At 71.9% G+C, this 17,051-nt stretch carries 13 protein-coding genes and 2 pseudogenes; 14 read left to right on the forward strand and 1 reads right to left on the reverse strand.

From position 1 onward, the window contains the following. The first annotated feature begins 42 nt into the window (after positions 1-42). The 7 genes and pseudogenes from ACFVVO_RS33865 to ACFVVO_RS33895 all read left to right on the forward strand — a co-directional run bounded on the left by ACFVVO_RS33865 (position 43) and on the right by ACFVVO_RS33895 (position 4,531). A complete protein-coding gene (locus tag ACFVVO_RS33865) occupies positions 43-1,107 on the forward strand; it encodes a DUF6603 domain-containing protein (RefSeq protein WP_390060144.1) in 1,065 nt (354 codons plus the stop codon). A 101-nt stretch (positions 1,108-1,208) separates the two neighbouring features. Continuing rightward, a pseudogene (locus tag ACFVVO_RS33870) lies at positions 1,209-1,670 on the forward strand (ATPase, T2SS/T4P/T4SS family); the annotation flags it as partial. A 7-nt stretch (positions 1,671-1,677) separates the two neighbouring features. Continuing rightward, on the forward strand, positions 1,678-2,523 hold the full coding sequence (locus ACFVVO_RS33875; RefSeq protein ID WP_390060298.1) for a type II secretion system F family protein: 846 nt from the start codon (positions 1,678-1,680) through the stop codon (positions 2,521-2,523). Continuing rightward, positions 2,520-3,305 carry a type II secretion system F family protein gene (locus ACFVVO_RS33880; RefSeq protein ID WP_390060146.1) on the forward strand — a complete coding sequence of 262 codons (786 nt, stop codon included), beginning with the start codon at positions 2,520-2,522 and terminating at the stop codon, positions 3,303-3,305. The genes ACFVVO_RS33875 and ACFVVO_RS33880 overlap by 4 nt, the downstream gene beginning before the upstream one ends. A 170-nt stretch (positions 3,306-3,475) precedes the next feature. Further along, entirely contained in the window at positions 3,476-3,613 is a 138-nt protein-coding gene (locus ACFVVO_RS33885; protein WP_358933122.1) for a DUF4244 domain-containing protein, read from the forward strand. Further along, positions 3,600-3,959: pseudogene (locus ACFVVO_RS33890) on the forward strand (TadE family type IV pilus minor pilin); the annotation flags it as partial. The gene ACFVVO_RS33885 and the pseudogene ACFVVO_RS33890, both read left to right, overlap by 14 nt. Before the next feature lie 158 nt (positions 3,960-4,117). Then, the gene (locus ACFVVO_RS33895; protein ID WP_390060148.1) at positions 4,118-4,531 is read left to right on the forward strand and encodes an Rv3654c family TadE-like protein; all 414 of its coding nucleotides are present in this window, start codon (positions 4,118-4,120) and stop codon (positions 4,529-4,531) included. 31 nt (positions 4,532-4,562) lie between these two features. Here ACFVVO_RS33895 and ACFVVO_RS33900 read toward each other — a convergent pair whose 3' ends face one another. Next, positions 4,563-7,046, reverse strand: a complete 2,484-nt coding sequence (locus tag ACFVVO_RS33900) for a DEAD/DEAH box helicase (protein ID WP_390060150.1) — start codon at positions 7,044-7,046, stop codon at positions 4,563-4,565. Positions 7,047-7,126: 80 nt separating this feature from the next. Between ACFVVO_RS33900 and bldG the strand changes: the two genes are divergently transcribed. The 7 genes from bldG (at position 7,127) to topA (ending at position 16,963) form a co-directional block, all read left to right on the forward strand. Next, positions 7,127-7,468, forward strand: coding sequence for an anti-sigma factor antagonist BldG (gene bldG, locus ACFVVO_RS33905; protein ID WP_010986038.1), 342 nt, complete (start codon positions 7,127-7,129; stop codon positions 7,466-7,468). 156 nt (positions 7,469-7,624) lie between these two features. Next, entirely contained in the window at positions 7,625-8,062 is a 438-nt protein-coding gene (locus ACFVVO_RS33910; RefSeq protein WP_390060152.1) for an ATP-binding protein, read from the forward strand. Between the two features lie 348 nt (positions 8,063-8,410). Then, entirely contained in the window at positions 8,411-10,816 is a 2,406-nt protein-coding gene (locus ACFVVO_RS33915) for a sodium-translocating pyrophosphatase (RefSeq protein WP_390060154.1), read from the forward strand. Between the two features lie 213 nt (positions 10,817-11,029). Beyond that, on the forward strand, positions 11,030-11,635 hold the full coding sequence (locus tag ACFVVO_RS33920; RefSeq protein WP_390060156.1) for a small secreted protein: 606 nt from the start codon (positions 11,030-11,032) through the stop codon (positions 11,633-11,635). A gap of 171 nt (positions 11,636-11,806) precedes the next feature. Continuing rightward, entirely contained in the window at positions 11,807-13,327 is a 1,521-nt protein-coding gene (locus ACFVVO_RS33925; protein ID WP_390060157.1) for a methyltransferase, read from the forward strand. A 313-nt stretch (positions 13,328-13,640) separates the two neighbouring features. Next, on the forward strand, positions 13,641-13,838 hold the full coding sequence (locus tag ACFVVO_RS33930) for a hypothetical protein (protein WP_390060300.1): 198 nt from the start codon (positions 13,641-13,643) through the stop codon (positions 13,836-13,838). A gap of 257 nt (positions 13,839-14,095) precedes the next feature. Further along, positions 14,096-16,963 (forward strand): type I DNA topoisomerase, encoded by a 2,868-nt coding sequence (gene topA / locus ACFVVO_RS33935; RefSeq protein ID WP_390060159.1) that lies wholly within the window; start codon positions 14,096-14,098, stop codon positions 16,961-16,963. Positions 16,964-17,051: the final 88 nt, after the last annotated feature.

The raw sequence follows: 17,051 nt of genomic DNA on the forward strand, positions 1-17,051 counted from the left end.
GTGATCCTATGAGCGGGACAGTCCCCGGATCTCGCCGCGCAGTTGCGGACCGAGTTGGCCGGAGTCCTGCCCCAGCTGGGCGGGCTCGATGTCGCGCAGAGGCGCCGAAAGCTGGCGGGGGCCCTCATCGGGCCCGAGGCGCAGTTGACGCCCTCCGCGCTGCTGTCCCGTATCAGCGCGCCCGAGACCGATCAGGCCGGCGACCTGTGGCCCAAGCTGCTGGCACTGCTCGCCGACGCGGCGGTCGGCGCGATTCCGGACTGGAGCCTCACCGTTTCGGACGTCCTCGTCGTCACCGCGAACGACGTCCAGGTCCTACGCGACACCCTGCCGCCGGAGATCTCCTTCACCGTGCACCTGGGCACGCTCCAACTCGCAGACGTGCTGCGGGTACGGCAAGACATCGAGCTCGCCCTGACAGTGCCGTCCGATCCCGCGAGCGCCTCGCTGCAGCTGTCCGTTCGCGGTCTGCGGCTCACCCTGCCCACCGACGAGCTGCTCACCCTGCTTGGTGCGGGCGGGCTGGCCCTGGAAGGCGATGTCCAGGCCCGGCTAGACACGGAAGGAGTCCACTTCCAGGGCGGTGGGAAGAACGGCCTGGCGGTGCCGCTGCGGATCGCGCCGCTCGGGCTGCGCGCGCCCGCCCTGTATCTGGCGCCCGTCGGCAGCGCGCTGCGGTTCACCGCCTCCTTCGGCGCCTCCTTGCTGGGCCTCGCCGACGTCACGATCGACGGAATCGGCAGCGAGCTGACCCCGGGAGCCGCCGTCACACCGGTGCTCCCGAGCGGGATAGGCCTGAGCATGGCGGTGGGCCCCGCGCGGGGCAGCGGCTTCCTGGAACGGCGCGGTGACGACTACCGGGGCGCGGTGGGGCTCGTCCTGGGCGTGGTCGAGGTACGGGCCTTCGGCATCCTGCGGGCCAGCGAGCCGTCGCTTCTGATCACCCTCAGTGCCCAGTTCACGCCGTCCGTGGAACTCGGCCTCGCCTTCACCCTGAACGGTGCACCGCGCTGTCGTCCGTGGCCGCCGGAGCGCCCTGGGTCAGCAACTCAGCGAGCGTCGCGACCCGCGGGTAACAACGAGATAACAATGATGGGGTTGTGCTGAGACAGTCTCCAGCTCCGAACTCTGCCGTCGAATTGGTCTCGCTAGCGGGGCAACTGAGACAGTTCGGGGCCTGAGACAGCCGAACCGTTCCTAATTCCCGCCTCGTGACCCTGGAGGACCTCGTCCGGCAGGCGCTGCGGATGCGGCCCGACCGTCTGGTCATCGGCGAGGTGCGGGGCCCCGAGGTGGTGCACCTGCTGGCCGCGCTCAACACCGGCCACGAAGGCTGCGGGACCGTGCACGCCAACGCCGCCGCCGACGTGCCCGCCCGCCTGGAGGCCCTCGGTACGGCGGCGGGGCTCGACCGGGCGGCGTTGCACAGCCAGTTGGCGGCGGCGCTGTCGGTGGTGCTCCACCTCGTACGGGACCGGTCCGGGCGGCGCCGGATCGCCGAGGTGCACGTGCTGGAGCGGGATGTCTCTGGGCTGGTGCGGACGGTACCGGCGCTGCGCTGGGGCGTGCGGGCCTTCACCCGGGAGCGGGGCTGGGAGCGGCTGCGGGAGCTGCTGAGCGGCGGGTCCGGGAGCGAGTGGGACGAGAGGAGTGAGGAAAGTGAGCACTGAGGCGTCGATGGGCGCGGCGGCGGCCTGTGTCGGGGCGGCGGCCTGGCTGCTCGGCGGACGGCATCACGGGGTGCGGCGCGCGAGGCTGCTGCTGGCCGGGGGCGCGGGGGTGGCGACCGGCCCGCCCTCCTGGGAGCGGGCCGTCGGTGAACTGCGTCAGCTGCAGGGCCGATTGCGGCCCGAGTGGTGGTCGCTCGCGGCCGGGTTGCTGCTCGCACTGCTGGGTGCCTCGGTGATTCCGGTCGTGGCGGGGGCGGCCGGGGTGCCGGTGCTGCGCAGGATGCGGCTGGCCCGGCAGGCCGGGCGGGCCAGGGAGCGGCGCGCGGACGCGGTGATCGGCCTGTGCGGGGCGCTGGCCGGGGAGGTGCGCGCGGGACGGCAGCCCGGTGAGGCACTGCTGCGGGCGGCTCGGGACTCCGGCGGGCTCGGTGAGGCGCAGAACGGCGTGGTCGCGGCCGCGCGGTTCGGCGGCGATGTGCCGGGCGCGCTGGCCGTCGCGGCCCGGCAGCCGGGCGCCGAGGGGCTGCTGGGTCTCGCCGCCTGCTGGCGGGTGGCCGTGGACCAGGGTGCGGGGCTCGCGGACGGCCTCGATCGGCTGGACGGGGCCCTGCGTGCCGAGCGGGACCAACGGGCGGACCTACGGGCCCAGCTGTCCGGGGCCCGGGCGACGGCGCTGCTGCTAGCCGCGCTGCCCGCCCTCGGGCTGCTGCTCGGCTCGGCCATGGGCGCCGACCCGCTGCGGGTGCTGCTGCACAGCGGGGCCGGGCTGGGCTGCCTGGTGGCAGGAGCGGTGTTCGAGGGCGCCGGAGTGTGGTGGGCGGGACGGATCGTACGGGGAGCTGAGGAGGTATGAGCGGTGAAGTCGTCCACAGGCTGGGGACAGTCGCGGTTGCCCTGCTGAGTGTGGGCTGGGCGGCCCGGTGGCTGGTCATGGCCCGGCGGCGGCGCCGGGCGCGGCGCAGGGTGGCCGAACTGCTGGCCCTGGTGAAGGCCGAGTCCGGCCCGCCCTTCGAGGTCGGGGACACGGTGCGGCGGTGGCTGCCGGTCGCGGGGGCGATGTGCGGGGCGTGGGTACTGGTCGGCGGCGCGGCCGGCGCGGTCGTGGCACTCGCCGTCGGCGCGGGGTTCTGGCGGTGGCGGCTCCGGCGGACGAAGGCGGGTCCGGCGGAGGAGGTCGACACAGCGCTCGCGGCCCGCCAACTCCCGCTTGCCGCCGATCTGCTGGCCGCCTGCATCACGGCCGGGGCCGGTCCGGTGATCGCCGCCCAGGCGGTGGGGGAGGCCCTCGGCGGACCCGTCGGGGACGCGCTGGACCGTGGCGCGGCCGAGGTGCGGCTCGGTGGTGAACCGCGCGACGCCTGGCGCCGGTTGGCCGATCTGCCCGGCGCCGGGGCGCTGGCCCGGCTGCTGGAACGGGCCGATGAGTCGGGTCTGCCCGCCGCCGGCCCCGTCGCCCGCCTCGCCTCCGACGCGCGCGCGGAGTGGGCCAGAGCGGCTACGACCCGGGCGCGCCGGGCGGGCGTGCTGGTCTCCGCGCCGGTGGGGCTGTGCTTCCTGCCCGCCTTCATCGCGATCGGCGTGCTGCCCGTGGTGATCGGGCTGGCGGGCGGCGTGATGGGAGGGGGCGGCGGCTGACGGCAACGGCGGAGGAAGCGGTCGCGGGCGACTGCCGGTGACGGTGCGGGACGCGGACGGCGTGGTTTCGAAAACGGACGAGAAAGCCGGAACGAAGGGAGTTCGAGGTGCGGAAGAAGGCCGGGAAGCTGTGGGTGTCGGTGCGGGAGCGATGGCGCGCGGACGGGGGGATGGTGACCTCGGAGTACGCGATGGGGATCGTGGCCGCGGTCGGATTCGCGTTGCTGCTCTACGAGGTCGTCACCAGCGGCCAGGTCAAGGCCGAGCTGCAGGCCATCGTGAAGCGGGCCCTCAGTGCGCGAATGTGAGCGGGGGTCGGACCGCGGGTTCGTGACCGCGGAGTCGGCCGTGGTGCTGTCGGTGCTGGTGGCGTTCACCATGGCGCTGGTCTGGGGGCTGCTCGTGGTGGCGGCCCAGATCCAGTGCGTGGACGCCGCCCGCACCGGCGCCCGGGCCGCCGCCCGGCAGGACCCGGCCGACGCGGTGGTGGAGGTGACCCGGCAGGCGGCACCGCGCGGGGCGCGGGTGACGGTCGGCCGTGCGGGTGACCAGGTCCGGGTGACGGTGGTGGCCAGACCGCCGGTGCTGACCGGACTGCCGTTCGAGGTACGGGAGGAGGCGGTGGCAGCGGCGGAGGAGAGCGTCGGCACGGGCAAGGGCGCCGACACCGGCACTGGCGCCGACACGGGGACCGGTGCTGGAGCCGGCACGGCCACTGGCACCGGCACGGGCGCTGGCGCCGACACCGGTGCCAGCGCTGGAGCCGGCCGGAGCACGGGCGCGGTGGCCGGGCCCGCGGGGGAGCCGGGGTCATGAGGCGCCGGCGAGTTGGACTCCGCTGCGAGGCCCGCGGCTCGGATCGGGGCTCCGCCACCGTCTGGAGCGTCGGGGTGATCACCGTGCTGTGTGTGGTGTTCGGCGCCGTGCTCGCCCTGGGGCAGGCGGTCGTGGTCAGGCATCGGGCGGCCGGCGGCGCGGATCTGGCGGCGCTCGCCGCCGCGGACCACTGGGCCGAGGGCACCGCCGGCGCCTGCGCCCGGGCGGAACGGGTGGCGGCGGCCCAGCGGGTCCGGCTGGTGCGGTGTGTGATCGCGGGCGAGACCTCGGACGTCACAGCGGCCTCGGGACGGGGGCCGTTCGCGGCGGAGGTCAGGGCCAGAGCCGGGCCGCCGGGACCCCTGCCCCCGGCGGCGGGGACAGCCACCGCTCCGAGGCCGCCTGCGTGATCCGGAAGGCGCACCTCAGCACCTCGGCACCTCAGCCCTGCGCCGGTGAGTCCTCCCGCTGCTTCTCCCCGGGAGCCTCCCGCAGCAGCACCGTGAGGAGCCGTACCGCGCCCCTCTTGTGCAGCGGGTCGTTGCCGTTGCCGCACTTGGGGGACTGGATGCAGGAGGGGCAGCCCGCCTCGCACTCGCAGGAGGCGATGGCCTCCCGGGTCGCGGCGAGCCAGGCGCGGGCGGTGTGGAAGGCGCGCTCCGCGAAGCCCGCACCACCCGGATGGCCGTCGTAGACGAACACCGTCGGCAGGAGGGTGTCCGGGTGCAGCGGGACCGACACCCCGCCGATGTCCCAGCGGTCGCACGTGGCGAACAGGGGGAGCATGCCGATCGAGGCGTGCTCGGCGGCGTGCAGGGAGCCGCCGAGGATCTCCGGGGTGATCCGGGCCTCGTCCAGTTGGTCCTCGGTGACCGTCCACCACACCGCGCGCGTGCGCAGCGTACGAGGAGGGAGGTCGAGCTTCGTCTCACCGAGCACTTCACCCGTGATGATCCGTCGGCGCAGGAAGGAGACCACCTGGTTGGTGACCTCGACCGAGCCGTAGCAGAGCCGGCCGGAGCCCCAGGGGATCTCGACGTCCGTCTCCAGGACGGAGATCGACGTGGTGTCCCGGGCGACCGTCGAGTACGGCGGGTCGGCCTGCTCGACCAGCGCGACGGAGTCCTCCAGGTCGAGCGAGCGCACCAGGTAGGTGCGGCCCTGGTGCAGGTGCACCGCGCCCTCGTGCACCGCGGAGTGCGCGGCGCCCGCGTCGACCGTGCCGAGCAGACGGCCCGTGCTCGCCTCCACGACCTGCACCGGCCGCCCGCCCGCGCCGCGGATGTCGGTCAGGTCGGCGGCCCGTTCCCGGCGCGTCCAGTGCCAGGCCCGGGTGCGGCGGCGCAGCAGCTTCGCGGCCTCCAGCTGGGGCAGCAGCTCCGCGCAGGCAGGCCCGAAGAGGTCGAGGTCCTCCTCGGTCAGCGGGATCTCCGCGGCGGCGGCGCACAGGTGCGGGGCGAGGACGTACGGGTTGTCGGGGTCGAGGACGGTCGATTCCACCGGTTGGTCGAACAGGGCCTCGGGATGATGGACGAGGAAGGTGTCCAGCGGGTCGTCGCGGGCCACCAGCACCGCCAGAGCGCCCTGTCCGGAGCGGCCCGCGCGGCCCGCCTGCTGCCACAGGGAGGCGCGCGTGCCGGGGTATCCGGCGATCAGGACCGCGTCCAGCCCCGAGACGTCCACGCCCAGCTCCAGGGCCGTCGTGGCGGCGAGTCCGAGGAGTTCGCCGGAGTGCAGGGCGCGTTCCAGGGCACGGCGCTCCTCGGGGAGGTAGCCGCCCCGGTAGGCCGCGACACGCCCGGCGAGGGAGCGGTCGATCTCGGCCAGGCGCTCCTGGGTGATCACCGAGATCAGCTCGGCGCCGCGCCGGGAGCGCACGAAGGCGACCGAGCGCACGCCCTGCACGGTGAGATCGGTCAGCAGGTCGGCGGTCTCGGCGGTGGCGGTACGCCGAACGGGTGCGCCCTTCTCGCCGTGGAGTTCGGTGAGCGGGGGCTCCCACAGGGCGAAGACCAGCTCCCCGCGCGGGGAGGCGTCGTCGGCGACCTCCACCACCGGCAGACCGGTGAGCCGGCCGGCGGCCACGGCGGGCTCGGCGGCGGTCGCGGAGGCCAGCAGGAACACGGGCGAGGCGCCGTAGCGCGCGCACAGGCGGCGCAGCCGGCGCAGCACCTGGGCGACGTGCGAGCCGAACACGCCCCGGTAGGTGTGGCACTCGTCGATGACGACGTACTTGAGCGCCTTCAGGAAGGAGGACCAGCGGGAGTGGGACGGCAATATCCCGCGGTGCAGCATGTCGGGATTGGTGAGGACGTAGTTCGCGTACTGGCGGATCCACTCCCGTTCCTCGAACGGGGTGTCGCCGTCGTACACGGCCGGGCGTACGGCACCGGCCAAAGGTTGTGAAAGTTCCTTCACCGAGCGGCACTGGTCCGCCGCGAGCGCCTTGGTGGGCGCCAGGTACAGGGCGGTGGCCCCGCGGCCGTTCGGAGCCTCGGAGCCGTCCAGCAGGGTCGACAGGACCGGCACGAGGTAGGCGAGGGACTTGCCCGAGGCGGTGCCGGTGGCGACCACCACCGAATCGCCGTCCAGGGCGTGCTCTGCGGCCAGCGCCTGGTGGGCCCACGGGTGCTCGATACCGCACGCCTGCACCGCGGCGATCACCTCGGAGCGAATCCGGTCAGGCCAGACGGCATGCCGACCCGCGCGCGGGGGCAAGTGCTCCGTATGAGTGATGCGTGCAGATCGGCTCGGCCCGGAGGCGAGCCGGTCCAGAACGGTGCCCGGAGAGGGGCGGGACGCCGGGTCCGCCATGGGGCGATCGGATCGGTGATTCTTGGCCATCGGCACCGAGTGTGTCACCGGCGTGACGGACAATGGAGCCAAGACGTCGTGCACGACTGCCGGTAAGTGATTGAATGCCATCGCGGCTGGCGATGCGCCCCGGGGGCCGCAGGCCGATGTCCCGAGGGGCAACCGCTCGATAGCAAGGTGCTGGAGGATCCGTGGACCTGTCCCTGTCGACCCGTACCGTCGGCGATCGTACGGTCGTCGAGGTCGGTGGCGAAATCGATGTATACACCGCGCCCAAGCTGCGCGAGCAGTTGGTCGAGCTGGTGAACGACGGGAATTTCCACCTCGTCGTCGACATGGAGGGCGTGGACTTCCTCGACTCCACCGGGCTCGGCGTGCTGGTCGGCGGCCTGAAGCGGGTGCGTGCCCACGAGGGCTCGCTGCGCCTGGTCTGCAACCAGGAGCGCATTCTGAAGATCTTCCGCATTACCGGCCTCACCAAGGTGTTCCCGATCCACACCTCGGTCGAGGAAGCGGTGGCGGCCACTGACTGACCCCGGCCGGCCACCTGGTCCGGACCGCTCGCCGGTCCGGACATCGGTCGGCCCCGCCCCGGGCCGATTGGTCCGGGGCCCAGTAGTACAGCAGGGGGTGCGGGCTCTCGGCGGCCCCGCCCCCGGACCGCACGCCCGTAGTCGCGAGGGGGATGCATGGCCACCGTCGAACTCCGCTTCAGCGCGCTGCCCGAGCACGTCCGGACCGCCCGGCTGGTGGCGGCAGCGGTGGCGCGCAGGGCCGGAGTGGACGAGGCCGTACTCGACGAGGTGCGCCTCGCCGTGGGTGAGGCCTGCTCCCGTGCCGTCGGACTCCATCAGAGCAACGCCATCACGGCACCCGTGAAGGTGGCGCTGATCGAAGATGAGAAACAGTTCTCCATCGAGGTCGGCGACGAGGCCCCGCACGCCGCTCCCGCCGAACGAGTGGCCGGCGGAGCCGCCGCGGACGCGGACGTGGAGGCCGAGGAGGACGAGATGGGCCTCGCGGTCATCAGCGGCCTCGTTGACGACGTGGAGGTCACCACGGGCCGGGACGGCGGGCTGATCCGCATGAGCTGGCCCACCGCCCCGCCGACCGTCACGCTCGTCTGAACCCGCGCACCACGCGTCCGAACACCGCTGAACCCGCGCACCGCGCGTCCGGACACCGCGCACAACGCATCGAAGGGCCCTGCTGAGCAGGGCCCTTCGTGCTGTCTCCGGCACGCTCGGGAATTCGTGAAGGAATTCACGATCAATACCCTGATAATTTGATCAAGCATCAATGTGGCCGTCAATGCCTTTGAGGCATTACCCCTTTCGGGTTCGATGGCGGGAACTCGATCATTTGCTGAAGAGCACGAGGAGGCTAATTCCGTTTACCGTCCCCTGTTTAGATCACTCTGGGGTACCTACAATCCGTCCACATCTTGAGCTCAGCCCAAGCGTCAAGGAGGACGAATGGCGGGGCTTTCTACCCCTCATCAGTTTGGTCACCCCACAACCCTCGCGGCCGCGGTACTCACGGACGACAACCGGATCATCGTGGCGGTGATCGCGGCCGTCGCCCTGGCCGCGCTCGCGGTCGCAGGCGTCCTGGTGCGCCAGGTGCTGGCGGCGGGCGAGGGCACCGAGAGCATGAAGCGGATCGCCGAAGCGGTCCAGGAAGGTGCCAAGGCGTATCTTGCCCGGCAGTTGCGCACGCTCGCCGTATTCGCCGTCGTCGTCTTCTTCCTGCTCCTGCTGCTGCCCGCGGACGACTGGAATCAGCGTGCCGGACGATCGGTGTTCTTCCTGATCGGCGCGGTGTTCTCGGCTACCACCGGCTATATCGGCATGTGGCTCGCCGTGCGCAGCAATGTGCGCGTCGCCGCCGCGGCCCGGGAAGCGACCCCGGGCGAAGGCGAACCCGAAAAGGATCTCACCACCGTCTCGCACACCGCGATGAAGATCGCATTTCGCACGGGCGGCGTCGTCGGCATGTTCACGGTGGGGCTCGGCCTGCTGGGCGCCTCCTGTGTGGTGCTGGTGTACGCGGCCGACGCGCCGAAGGTGCTGGAGGGCTTCGGCCTCGGCGCCGCCCTGATCGCCATGTTCATGCGAGTGGGCGGCGGCATCTTCACCAAGGCCGCCGACGTCGGCGCCGACCTGGTCGGCAAGGTCGAGCAGGGCATTCCGGAGGACGATCCGCGCAATGCCGCGACCATCGCCGACAACGTGGGCGACAACGTCGGTGACTGCGCCGGCATGGCGGCCGACCTGTTCGAGTCGTACGCCGTCACCCTGGTGGCCGCGCTGATCCTCGGCAAGGCCGCCTTCGGCGACTCAGGGCTCGCCTTCCCGCTGCTGGTGCCGGCGATCGGTGTGCTCACCGCCATGATCGGCATCTTCGCGGTGGCGCCGCGCCGGGCCGACCGCAGTGGCATGACCGCGATCAACCGCGGCTTCTTCATCTCGGCGGTGATCTCCCTCGTGCTGGTCGCGATCGCGGTCTTCGTCTACCTGCCCGCGAAGTACTCCGAGCTGAGTGGCGTCACCGACGCGGCGATCCGCGCCAAGGACGGCGATCCGCGGATCCTCGCCCTGGTGGCGGTGGCGATCGGCATCCTGCTCGCCGCCGTGATCCAGCAGCTGACCGGCTACTTCACCGAGACCACCCGCCGCCCGGTCAGGGACATCGGCAGGACCTCTCTCACGGGCCCGGCCACCGTCGTCCTCGCCGGCGTCTCGGTGGGGCTGGAATCGGCCGTCTACACCGCCCTGCTCATCGGGCTCGGTGTGTACGGCGCGTTCCTGCTCGGCGGCACCTCGATCATGCTCGCGCTGTTCGCGGTCGCCCTGGCCGGCACCGGTCTGCTCACCACGGTCGGCGTGATCGTCGCCATGGACACCTTCGGGCCGGTCTCGGACAACGCACAGGGCATCGCCGAGATGTCGGGAGACATCGAGGGTGCGGGCGCTCAGGTGCTCACCAACCTGGACGCGGTCGGCAACACCACCAAGGCCATCACCAAGGGCATCGCCATCGCCACCGCCGTCCTCGCGGCGTCGGCGCTCTTCGGGTCGTACCGGGACGCCATCACCACCAATGTGCAGGACGTCGGCGCGAAGCTCACCGGTCCCGGCTCGCCGATGAGCCTGTCGATGGACATCTCGCAGCCCAACAACCTCGTCGGCCTCATCGCGGGCGCCGCGGTCGTCTTCCTCTTCTCCGGACTCGCCATCAACGCCGTGTCGCGCTCGGCCGGTTCGGTGGTGTTCGAGGTGCGGCGGCAGTTCCGCGAGAAACCCGGGATCATGGACTTCACCGAGAAGCCCGAGTACGGCAAGGTCGTCGACATCTGCACCAAGGACGCCCTGCGCGAGCTGGCCACACCTGGTCTGCTCGCGGTCATGGCGCCGATCTTCATCGGCTTCACACTCGGCGTCGGCGCGCTCGGCTCCTACCTCGCGGGCGCGATCGGCGCGGGCACGCTGATGGCGGTGTTCCTCGCCAATTCCGGCGGCGCCTGGGACAACGCCAAGAAGCTGGTGGAGGACGGCCACCACGGCGGCAAGGGCAGCGAGGCCCACGCCGCCACGGTGATCGGCGACACGGTCGGCGACCCCTTCAAGGACACCGCGGGGCCGGCGATCAACCCGTTGCTGAAGGTCATGAACCTGGTCTCGCTGCTCATCGCGCCCGCGGTGATCAAGTTCTCCTACGGTGACGACAAGAACCTCGGCGTGCGGATCGGGATCGCGATCCTCGCGCTGCTGGTCATCACCGTCTCGGTGTACGTCTCCAAGCGGCGCGGGATCGCCGTCGGCGACGACGAGAGCGCCGAGCGGGTCGCCAACTCACCGGACGCGGCGGTGGTTTCGTAGCCCGCTTCCACCGGGCCTGCGCAACGGGCGGGCGGGCGGCACGTGCTGACGTGCCGCCCGCCCGCTGCGTGTGCCGTGCCGCTCCGGCCGTGAGCCTTCTCTCCCATGGTGCAAAGAATCACAAAAGAAGACTTCTGGGGCCTTCGGCATGTGGGGGGTGTCGGTATGCCGTGTAGATTCCGGGGGCCGAGAGCCATGGAAGGGACCGATCCGGTGAACAAGAAGCTCACGGCCGCACTGTCCGGCGGTGCGGTACTGGTAGTGGCGTTGTCGGGATGCGGCAGCAGCAAGGACAGCGGGCCCGACCCCAAGCTGGTGGCCTGGGCCAAGACGGTGTGCGACGCGGTGCCTGGGCAGGACGCCAAGATCAGGGAGGCGAACGCCTCGATCGCCAAGATAGCCACGGACGGCAACCTGCCGCCCAAGACCGCCAAGAGCACGTACGCGTCGGCCTTCCAGGACATGGCCGACGGCTACAAGGGGCTGGCCGCCGCCATCAACAGCGCCGGAGCGCCTCCCGGGGTGGACGGCGGTGCCAAGCGGCAGAAGGACGCCGCCAAGAACCTCGCCGACCTGGCCACGGCCTACGGCGACCTGAAGAAGAAGGTCGACGGGCTCGACACCAAGGACCAGGGCAAGTTCGCCAAGGGCCTGCACGAGGTCGCCGACCAGACGAAGCAGATCGGCGAGCAGAGCAACAGCGGCACGCAGGCGCTGAAGCGGCTGGAGCAGGGCGATGTGAAGGAGGCGATCGCCAAGCAGCCCAGCTGCAAGGTCGCCGCATCGGGCTCCGCCCCCGCGTCGGCCACTACCGGCTGACCTCGCCGACCGCCCGCTCGATCGCCCGCCCGACCGCCCGACGTGGGCGGGCGGCCGGCGTCCGTGGCCGACCGGCACCGGCGCTCCGACGGGCATCGCGGGTCGGCGGACATGGGCGGCCCACCCGCGCGGAGGCGGCCCCGGCCGGCCGCGCCGGGCCACAATGGGGGTGTGACTGACTCCGGCCTCGCCCCCCTGCCCGCCACCGACCGGCCCGACGTCGCCGCACGCCTGCGCGACGCCCTGCTCGCCGCCTCCTTCACCGCCGACGGGCTGCTCGATCTGCTCGGCGCCCCCGCCTACGCGGCGCTGGCCCGCAGTGAGACCGTGCCCGCGCTCCGGGCCACCCGCGGCGACACGCCGCTGGAGACGCTCGTACGTCTCTTCCTGCTCCAGCAACCGGTGCCCCGCGCGCGCGTGGCGGCCGTTCTGCCGGTCGCGGAGGCGCTGGAGGGCGGCTGGCTCAGGCCCGTGGCCGGCGACGAGGTCGCCGCGACCGTGGACGTACGGCCCTACGGCGGCCCCGGCGGCGAGGACTGGTTCATCGTGTCCGACCTGGGATGCGCGGTCGGCGGCGCGGGCGGCATCGGCCGCCGGGACCAGGGAGTGGTCCTGGGCGTCGGCGGCGCCTCCATGACCCTGGCCGGCATCACCGTGCGCACGCCCGTCGCCTCCGCGCTCGACCTCGGCACCGGTTCCGGCATCCAGGCACTGCACGCCTCCTCGCACGCCACGCGCGTGACGGCGACCGACGTCAACCCGCGCGCGCTGCACATCACCGCGCTCACCCTGGCGCTCTCCGGAGCGTCCGCCGCCGACCTGCGCGAGGGCTCGCTGTTCGAGCCGGTCCGGGACGACGAGACGTACGACCTGATCGTGTCCAACCCGCCCTTCGTGATCTCGCCGGGCGCGCGGCTGACGTACCGCGACGGCGGCATGGGCGGGGACGATCTGTGCCGCTTGCTCGTTCAGCAGGCGGGGGAACGGCTCAACGAGGGCGGGTTCGCGCAGTTCCTCGCCAACTGGCAGCACGTCGCGGGAGAGGACTGGCAGGACAGACTCAGGTCGTGGGTGCCGCGCGGGTGCGATGCCTGGATCGTGCAGCGCGAGGTGCAGGACATCACGCAGTACGCCGAACTGTGGCTCAGGGACGCCGGCGACCACCGCGGTGACCCGGCGGAGTACCAGGCACGCTACGACGCCTGGCTGGACGAGTTCGAGGCGCGCAAGGTCAAGGCGGTCGGCTTCGGCTGGATCACCCTGCGCAGAACCGGGGCGCCGGAACCCTCGGTCACCGTGGAGGAGTGGCCGCACTCGGTCGAACAGCCGCTCGGGGAAGCGATCCGGGCGCACTTCGACCGCCTCGACTACCTCCGGGACCACGATGACGCCGCCCTGCTCGAAGGCCACTTCAGGCTGACCGCCGAGGTGGTCCAGGAGCAGGTCGGGCTGCCCGGCGCCGAGGACCCGGAGCACGTGGTGCTGCGCCAGCACCGCGGTATGCGCCGCGCCACGAAGGTGGACACGGTCGGCGCGGGCTTCGCGGGCGTGTGCGACGGCACGTTGAGCGCCGGCCGCATCCTCGACGCGATCGCCCAGCTCGTCGGCGAGGACGCGGTCCTGCTGCGCGACCGCACCCCCGCCCAGATCCGACTGCTGGTCGAGCAGGGCTTCCTGGAACCGGCGCGTTAGACGACCACGGGGCGCGACCGGTGGCCGTGACGGGGCGCGGTCACGTCCACGCGCCCCGCTGCCGCATGCCCGCTCCCCGAGCCGTCGTAGCCGCGTCCGGACCGTCGTCGTATGCCGGTGGCACGGGCCGGAACGCGTCGGTGCCGATAAAACGGCCGGAAAAATACGGGTGCGGTCCCGGCCGAGGTCTGTTCGTGCGTGTTCGATGGCCCAGGAGCCCTCCGTTCACCCCGATGTCGCCGGCCCGTCTCCCGCGCGTGCCACCCTCCCCGCGCTGGGTACGGCGGACGGCGTGGAAGGGGCGGGCGGGGTCATGGAGAGCGGACCGGCGATCTTCGCGGGAGTGGTGTTCGCCCTGTTCGGGGGCGCCCTGCTGGTGTGGACCGGCACTCGGGTACGGCACCGCGAGCCGGTCGCCCAGGATGTGAGCCCGGTCGCATCGGCCACCCTCGCCGGTGCCGTCGCAGTCGTCGCGCTGGGCCTCGCCGCGTACTGCCTGACCCGCCTCTGACGTCGGCGGCCGTGGTACCGCCCCGGTAATGGGAGCGTCACGCTCCGGACAGAGGAGCGGGGGCCGCCGAGGAGTCCGGGCGGCAGGAATGCCGGTAGTCGGGTTACCGTTCGAGTGGCCGTTGTGGGCTTTTCCCGTTTGACACGGGGGCGGGATGTACCGTCACACTCCGCAGCGTCACACGAGCCAGAAGCGCGCCGCGACCCCGGGACGAAGACCGGGGGAGTGGCCGGCGTCGACCGGAGAGAAGAGCGAAGTTGTCCCCGACCAGCGAGACCGCACAGGGCGGCCGCCGACTCGTCATCGTCGAGTCGCCTGCCAAGGCGAAGACGATCAAGGGCTACCTGGGCCCCGGCTACGTAGTCGAAGCGAGCGTCGGGCACATCCGCGACCTCCCGAACGGTGCCGCGGAGGTACCCGAGAAGTACACCGGCGAGGTGCGCCGGCTCGGCGTGGACGTCGAGCACGACTTCGAGCCGATCTATGTCGTCAACGCGGACAAGAAGGCCCAGGTCAGGAAGCTAAAGGACCTGCTGAAGGACTCCGACGAGCTCTTCCTCGCCACCGATGAGGACCGCGAGGGCGAGGCCATCGCGTGGCACCTCCTGGAGGTCCTGAAGCCCAAGGTCCCGGTCAAGCGGATGGTCTTCCACGAGATCACCAAGGACGCGATCCGCGAGGCCGTCGCCAACCCGCGCGACCTCAACCAGCGCATGGTCGACGCCCAGGAGACCCGCCGCATCCTCGACCGCCTCTACGGCTACGAGGTCTCGCCGGTCCTGTGGAAGAAGGTCATGCCGCGTCTGTCGGCCGGCCGCGTCCAGTCCGTAGCGACCCGGCTCGTCGTCGAACGCGAACGCGAGCGCATCGCCTTCCGCTCCGCCGAGTACTGGGACCTGACGGGCACCTTCGCGACCGGCCGCGCCGGAGACCTCTCGGACCCGTCGTCACTGGTCGCGCGCCTGCAGACCGTCGACGGCAGGCGGGTCGCGCAGGGCCGCGACTTCGACTCGCTGGGTCAGATCAAGAGCGCGAACACCCTGCACCTCGACGAGGCGAACGCCCGCGCCCTCGCCGTCGCGCTGGAGAACACCCGCTTCTCCGTGCGCTCCGTCGAGTCCAAGCCCTACCGCCGCTCGCCGTACGCCCCGTTCCGTACGACGACGCTGCAGCAGGAGGCCAGCCGCAAGCTCGGCTTCGGTGCGAAGGCGACGATGCAGGTCGCCCAGAAGCTGTACGAGAACGGCTACATCACGTACATGCGTACGGACTCCACGACGCTGAGCGAGACCGCCGTCGCGGCCGCCCGCGCCCAGGTCACGCAGCTCTACGGCGCCGACTACCTGCCGGACCGGCCGCGTACGTACGCCGGGAAGGTCAAGAACGCGCAGGAGGCGCACGAGGCGATCCGGCCCTCGGGTGACCGTTTCCGCACCCCGGCCGAGACCGGGCTGACCGGCGACCAGTTCAGGCTCTACGAGCTGATCTGGAAGCGGACCGTCGCCTCCCAGATGAAGGACGCGACCGGGAACAGCGTGACCGTGAAGATCGCTGGCGCCGCCGCCGACGGCCGGGACGTCGAGTTCAGCGCGTCCGGCAAGACGATCACCTTCCACGGTTTCCTCAAGGCCTATGTCGAGGGCGCCGACGACCCGAACGCCGAGCTGGACGACCGCGAGCGCCGGCTGCCGCAGGTCGCCGAGGGCGACGCGCTGTCCGCCGAGGAGATCACGGTCGACGGCCACGCCACCAAGCCCCCGGCCCGCTACACCGAGGCCAGCCTGGTCAAGGAGCTCGAGGAGCGGGAGATCGGCCGCCCGTCGACGTACGCGTCGATCATCGGAACGATCCTCGACCGCGGCTACGTGTTCAAGAAGGGCACGGCCCTGGTGCCGTCCTTCCTGTCCTTCGCCGTGGTCAACCTGCTGGAGAAGCACTTCGGCCGGCTCGTCGACTACGACTTCACCGCCCGGATGGAGGACGACCTCGACCGCATCGCCCGCGGCGAGGCACGGGCCGTGCCGTGGCTGAAGCGGTTCTACTTCGGCGAGACGGTGCCGGACAGCGGCTTCACCGCGGGCGCCACGGGCGGCGCGGCCGACGCCGGCAACGGCGACGGGGACCACCTCGGCGGCCTCAAGGAGCTGGTGACCGACCTGGGCGCGATCGACGCGCGTGAGGTTTCCTCCTTCCCGGTGGGCAACGAGATCGTGCTGCGGGTGGGCCGCTACGGCCCCTACATCGAGCGCGGCGAGAAGGACACCGAGCAGCACCAGCGCGCCGACATCCCGGCCGACCTGGCGCCGGACGAACTGACCGTCGACCTGGCCGAGGAACTGCTGGCCAAGCCGAGCGGCGACTTCGAGCTGGGCACCGACCCGGTGAGCGGCCACGAGATCGTCGCCAAGGACGGCCGCTACGGCCCCTACGTCACCGAGGTGCTCCCCGAGGGCACCCCGAAGACCGGCAAGAACGCGGTGAAGCCGCGGACGGCCTCCCTCTTCAAGTCGATGTCGCTGGACACGGTGACCCTCGACGACGCGCTGCGGCTGATGTCGCTGCCGCGTGTCGTCGGCGCGGACGCGGAGGGCGTGGAGATCACCGCGCAGAACGGCCGCTACGGCCCCTACCTGAAGAAGGGCACGGACTCGCGCTCGCTGCAGGCCGAGGAGCAGCTCTTCACGATCACGCTGGAAGAGGCGCTGGCGATCTACGCCCAGCCGAAGCAGCGTGGCCGGGCCGCCGCCAAGCCCCCGCTGAAGGAGCTGGGCGAGGACCCGGTCTCCGGCCAGCCGGTCGTGGTGAAGGACGGCCGCTTCGGGCCGTACGTCACCGACGGGGAGACCAACGCGACCCTGCGCTCCGGCGACAGCGTCGAGGCGATCACCCCGGAGCGCGGATTCGAGCTGCTCGCCGAGAAGCGGGCGAAGAGCCCCGCGAAGAAGACGGCGAAGAAGGCCACCGCGAAGAAGGCCGCTCCCGCGAAGAAGACCACCGCCAAGAAGACGGCGGCGAAGAAGACGACAGCGGCCGCGAAGACCACCGCCAAGAAGACCACGGCCAAGAAGACGACCGCGAAGAAGGCGACGACCTCGAAGGCGACGGCTTCGGGCACGGAGGACTGACATCCGCCGGGCCGCCGGCCGGACCGTCACTCCGGCCGGCCCACGGCTTCGCGAAACGAACGCCCCGGCATCACTTTGGTGTCGGGGC

This window comes from Streptomyces sp. NPDC058145 (assembly GCF_042884245.1).
Classification (GTDB): domain Bacteria; phylum Actinomycetota; class Actinomycetes; order Streptomycetales; family Streptomycetaceae; genus Streptomyces.

Coding starts and splice junctions, on each gene's coding strand:
- ACFVVO_RS33885 (WP_358933122.1), top strand. CDS start 3,476: ATGGTGACCTCGGAGTACGCGATGGGGATCGTGGCCGCGGTCGGATTC.
- ACFVVO_RS33930 (WP_390060300.1), top strand. CDS start 13,641: ATGGAGAGCGGACCGGCGATCTTCGCGGGAGTGGTGTTCGCCCTGTTC.
- ACFVVO_RS33910 (WP_390060152.1), top strand. CDS start 7,625: ATGGCCACCGTCGAACTCCGCTTCAGCGCGCTGCCCGAGCACGTCCGG.
- ACFVVO_RS33895 (WP_390060148.1), top strand. CDS start 4,118: ATGAGGCGCCGGCGAGTTGGACTCCGCTGCGAGGCCCGCGGCTCGGAT.
- ACFVVO_RS33875 (WP_390060298.1), top strand. CDS start 1,678: ATGGGCGCGGCGGCGGCCTGTGTCGGGGCGGCGGCCTGGCTGCTCGGC.
- ACFVVO_RS33880 (WP_390060146.1), top strand. CDS start 2,520: ATGAGCGGTGAAGTCGTCCACAGGCTGGGGACAGTCGCGGTTGCCCTG.
- ACFVVO_RS33915 (WP_390060154.1), top strand. CDS start 8,411: ATGGCGGGGCTTTCTACCCCTCATCAGTTTGGTCACCCCACAACCCTC.
- ACFVVO_RS33900 (WP_390060150.1), bottom strand. CDS start 7,046: ATGGCATTCAATCACTTACCGGCAGTCGTGCACGACGTCTTGGCTCCA.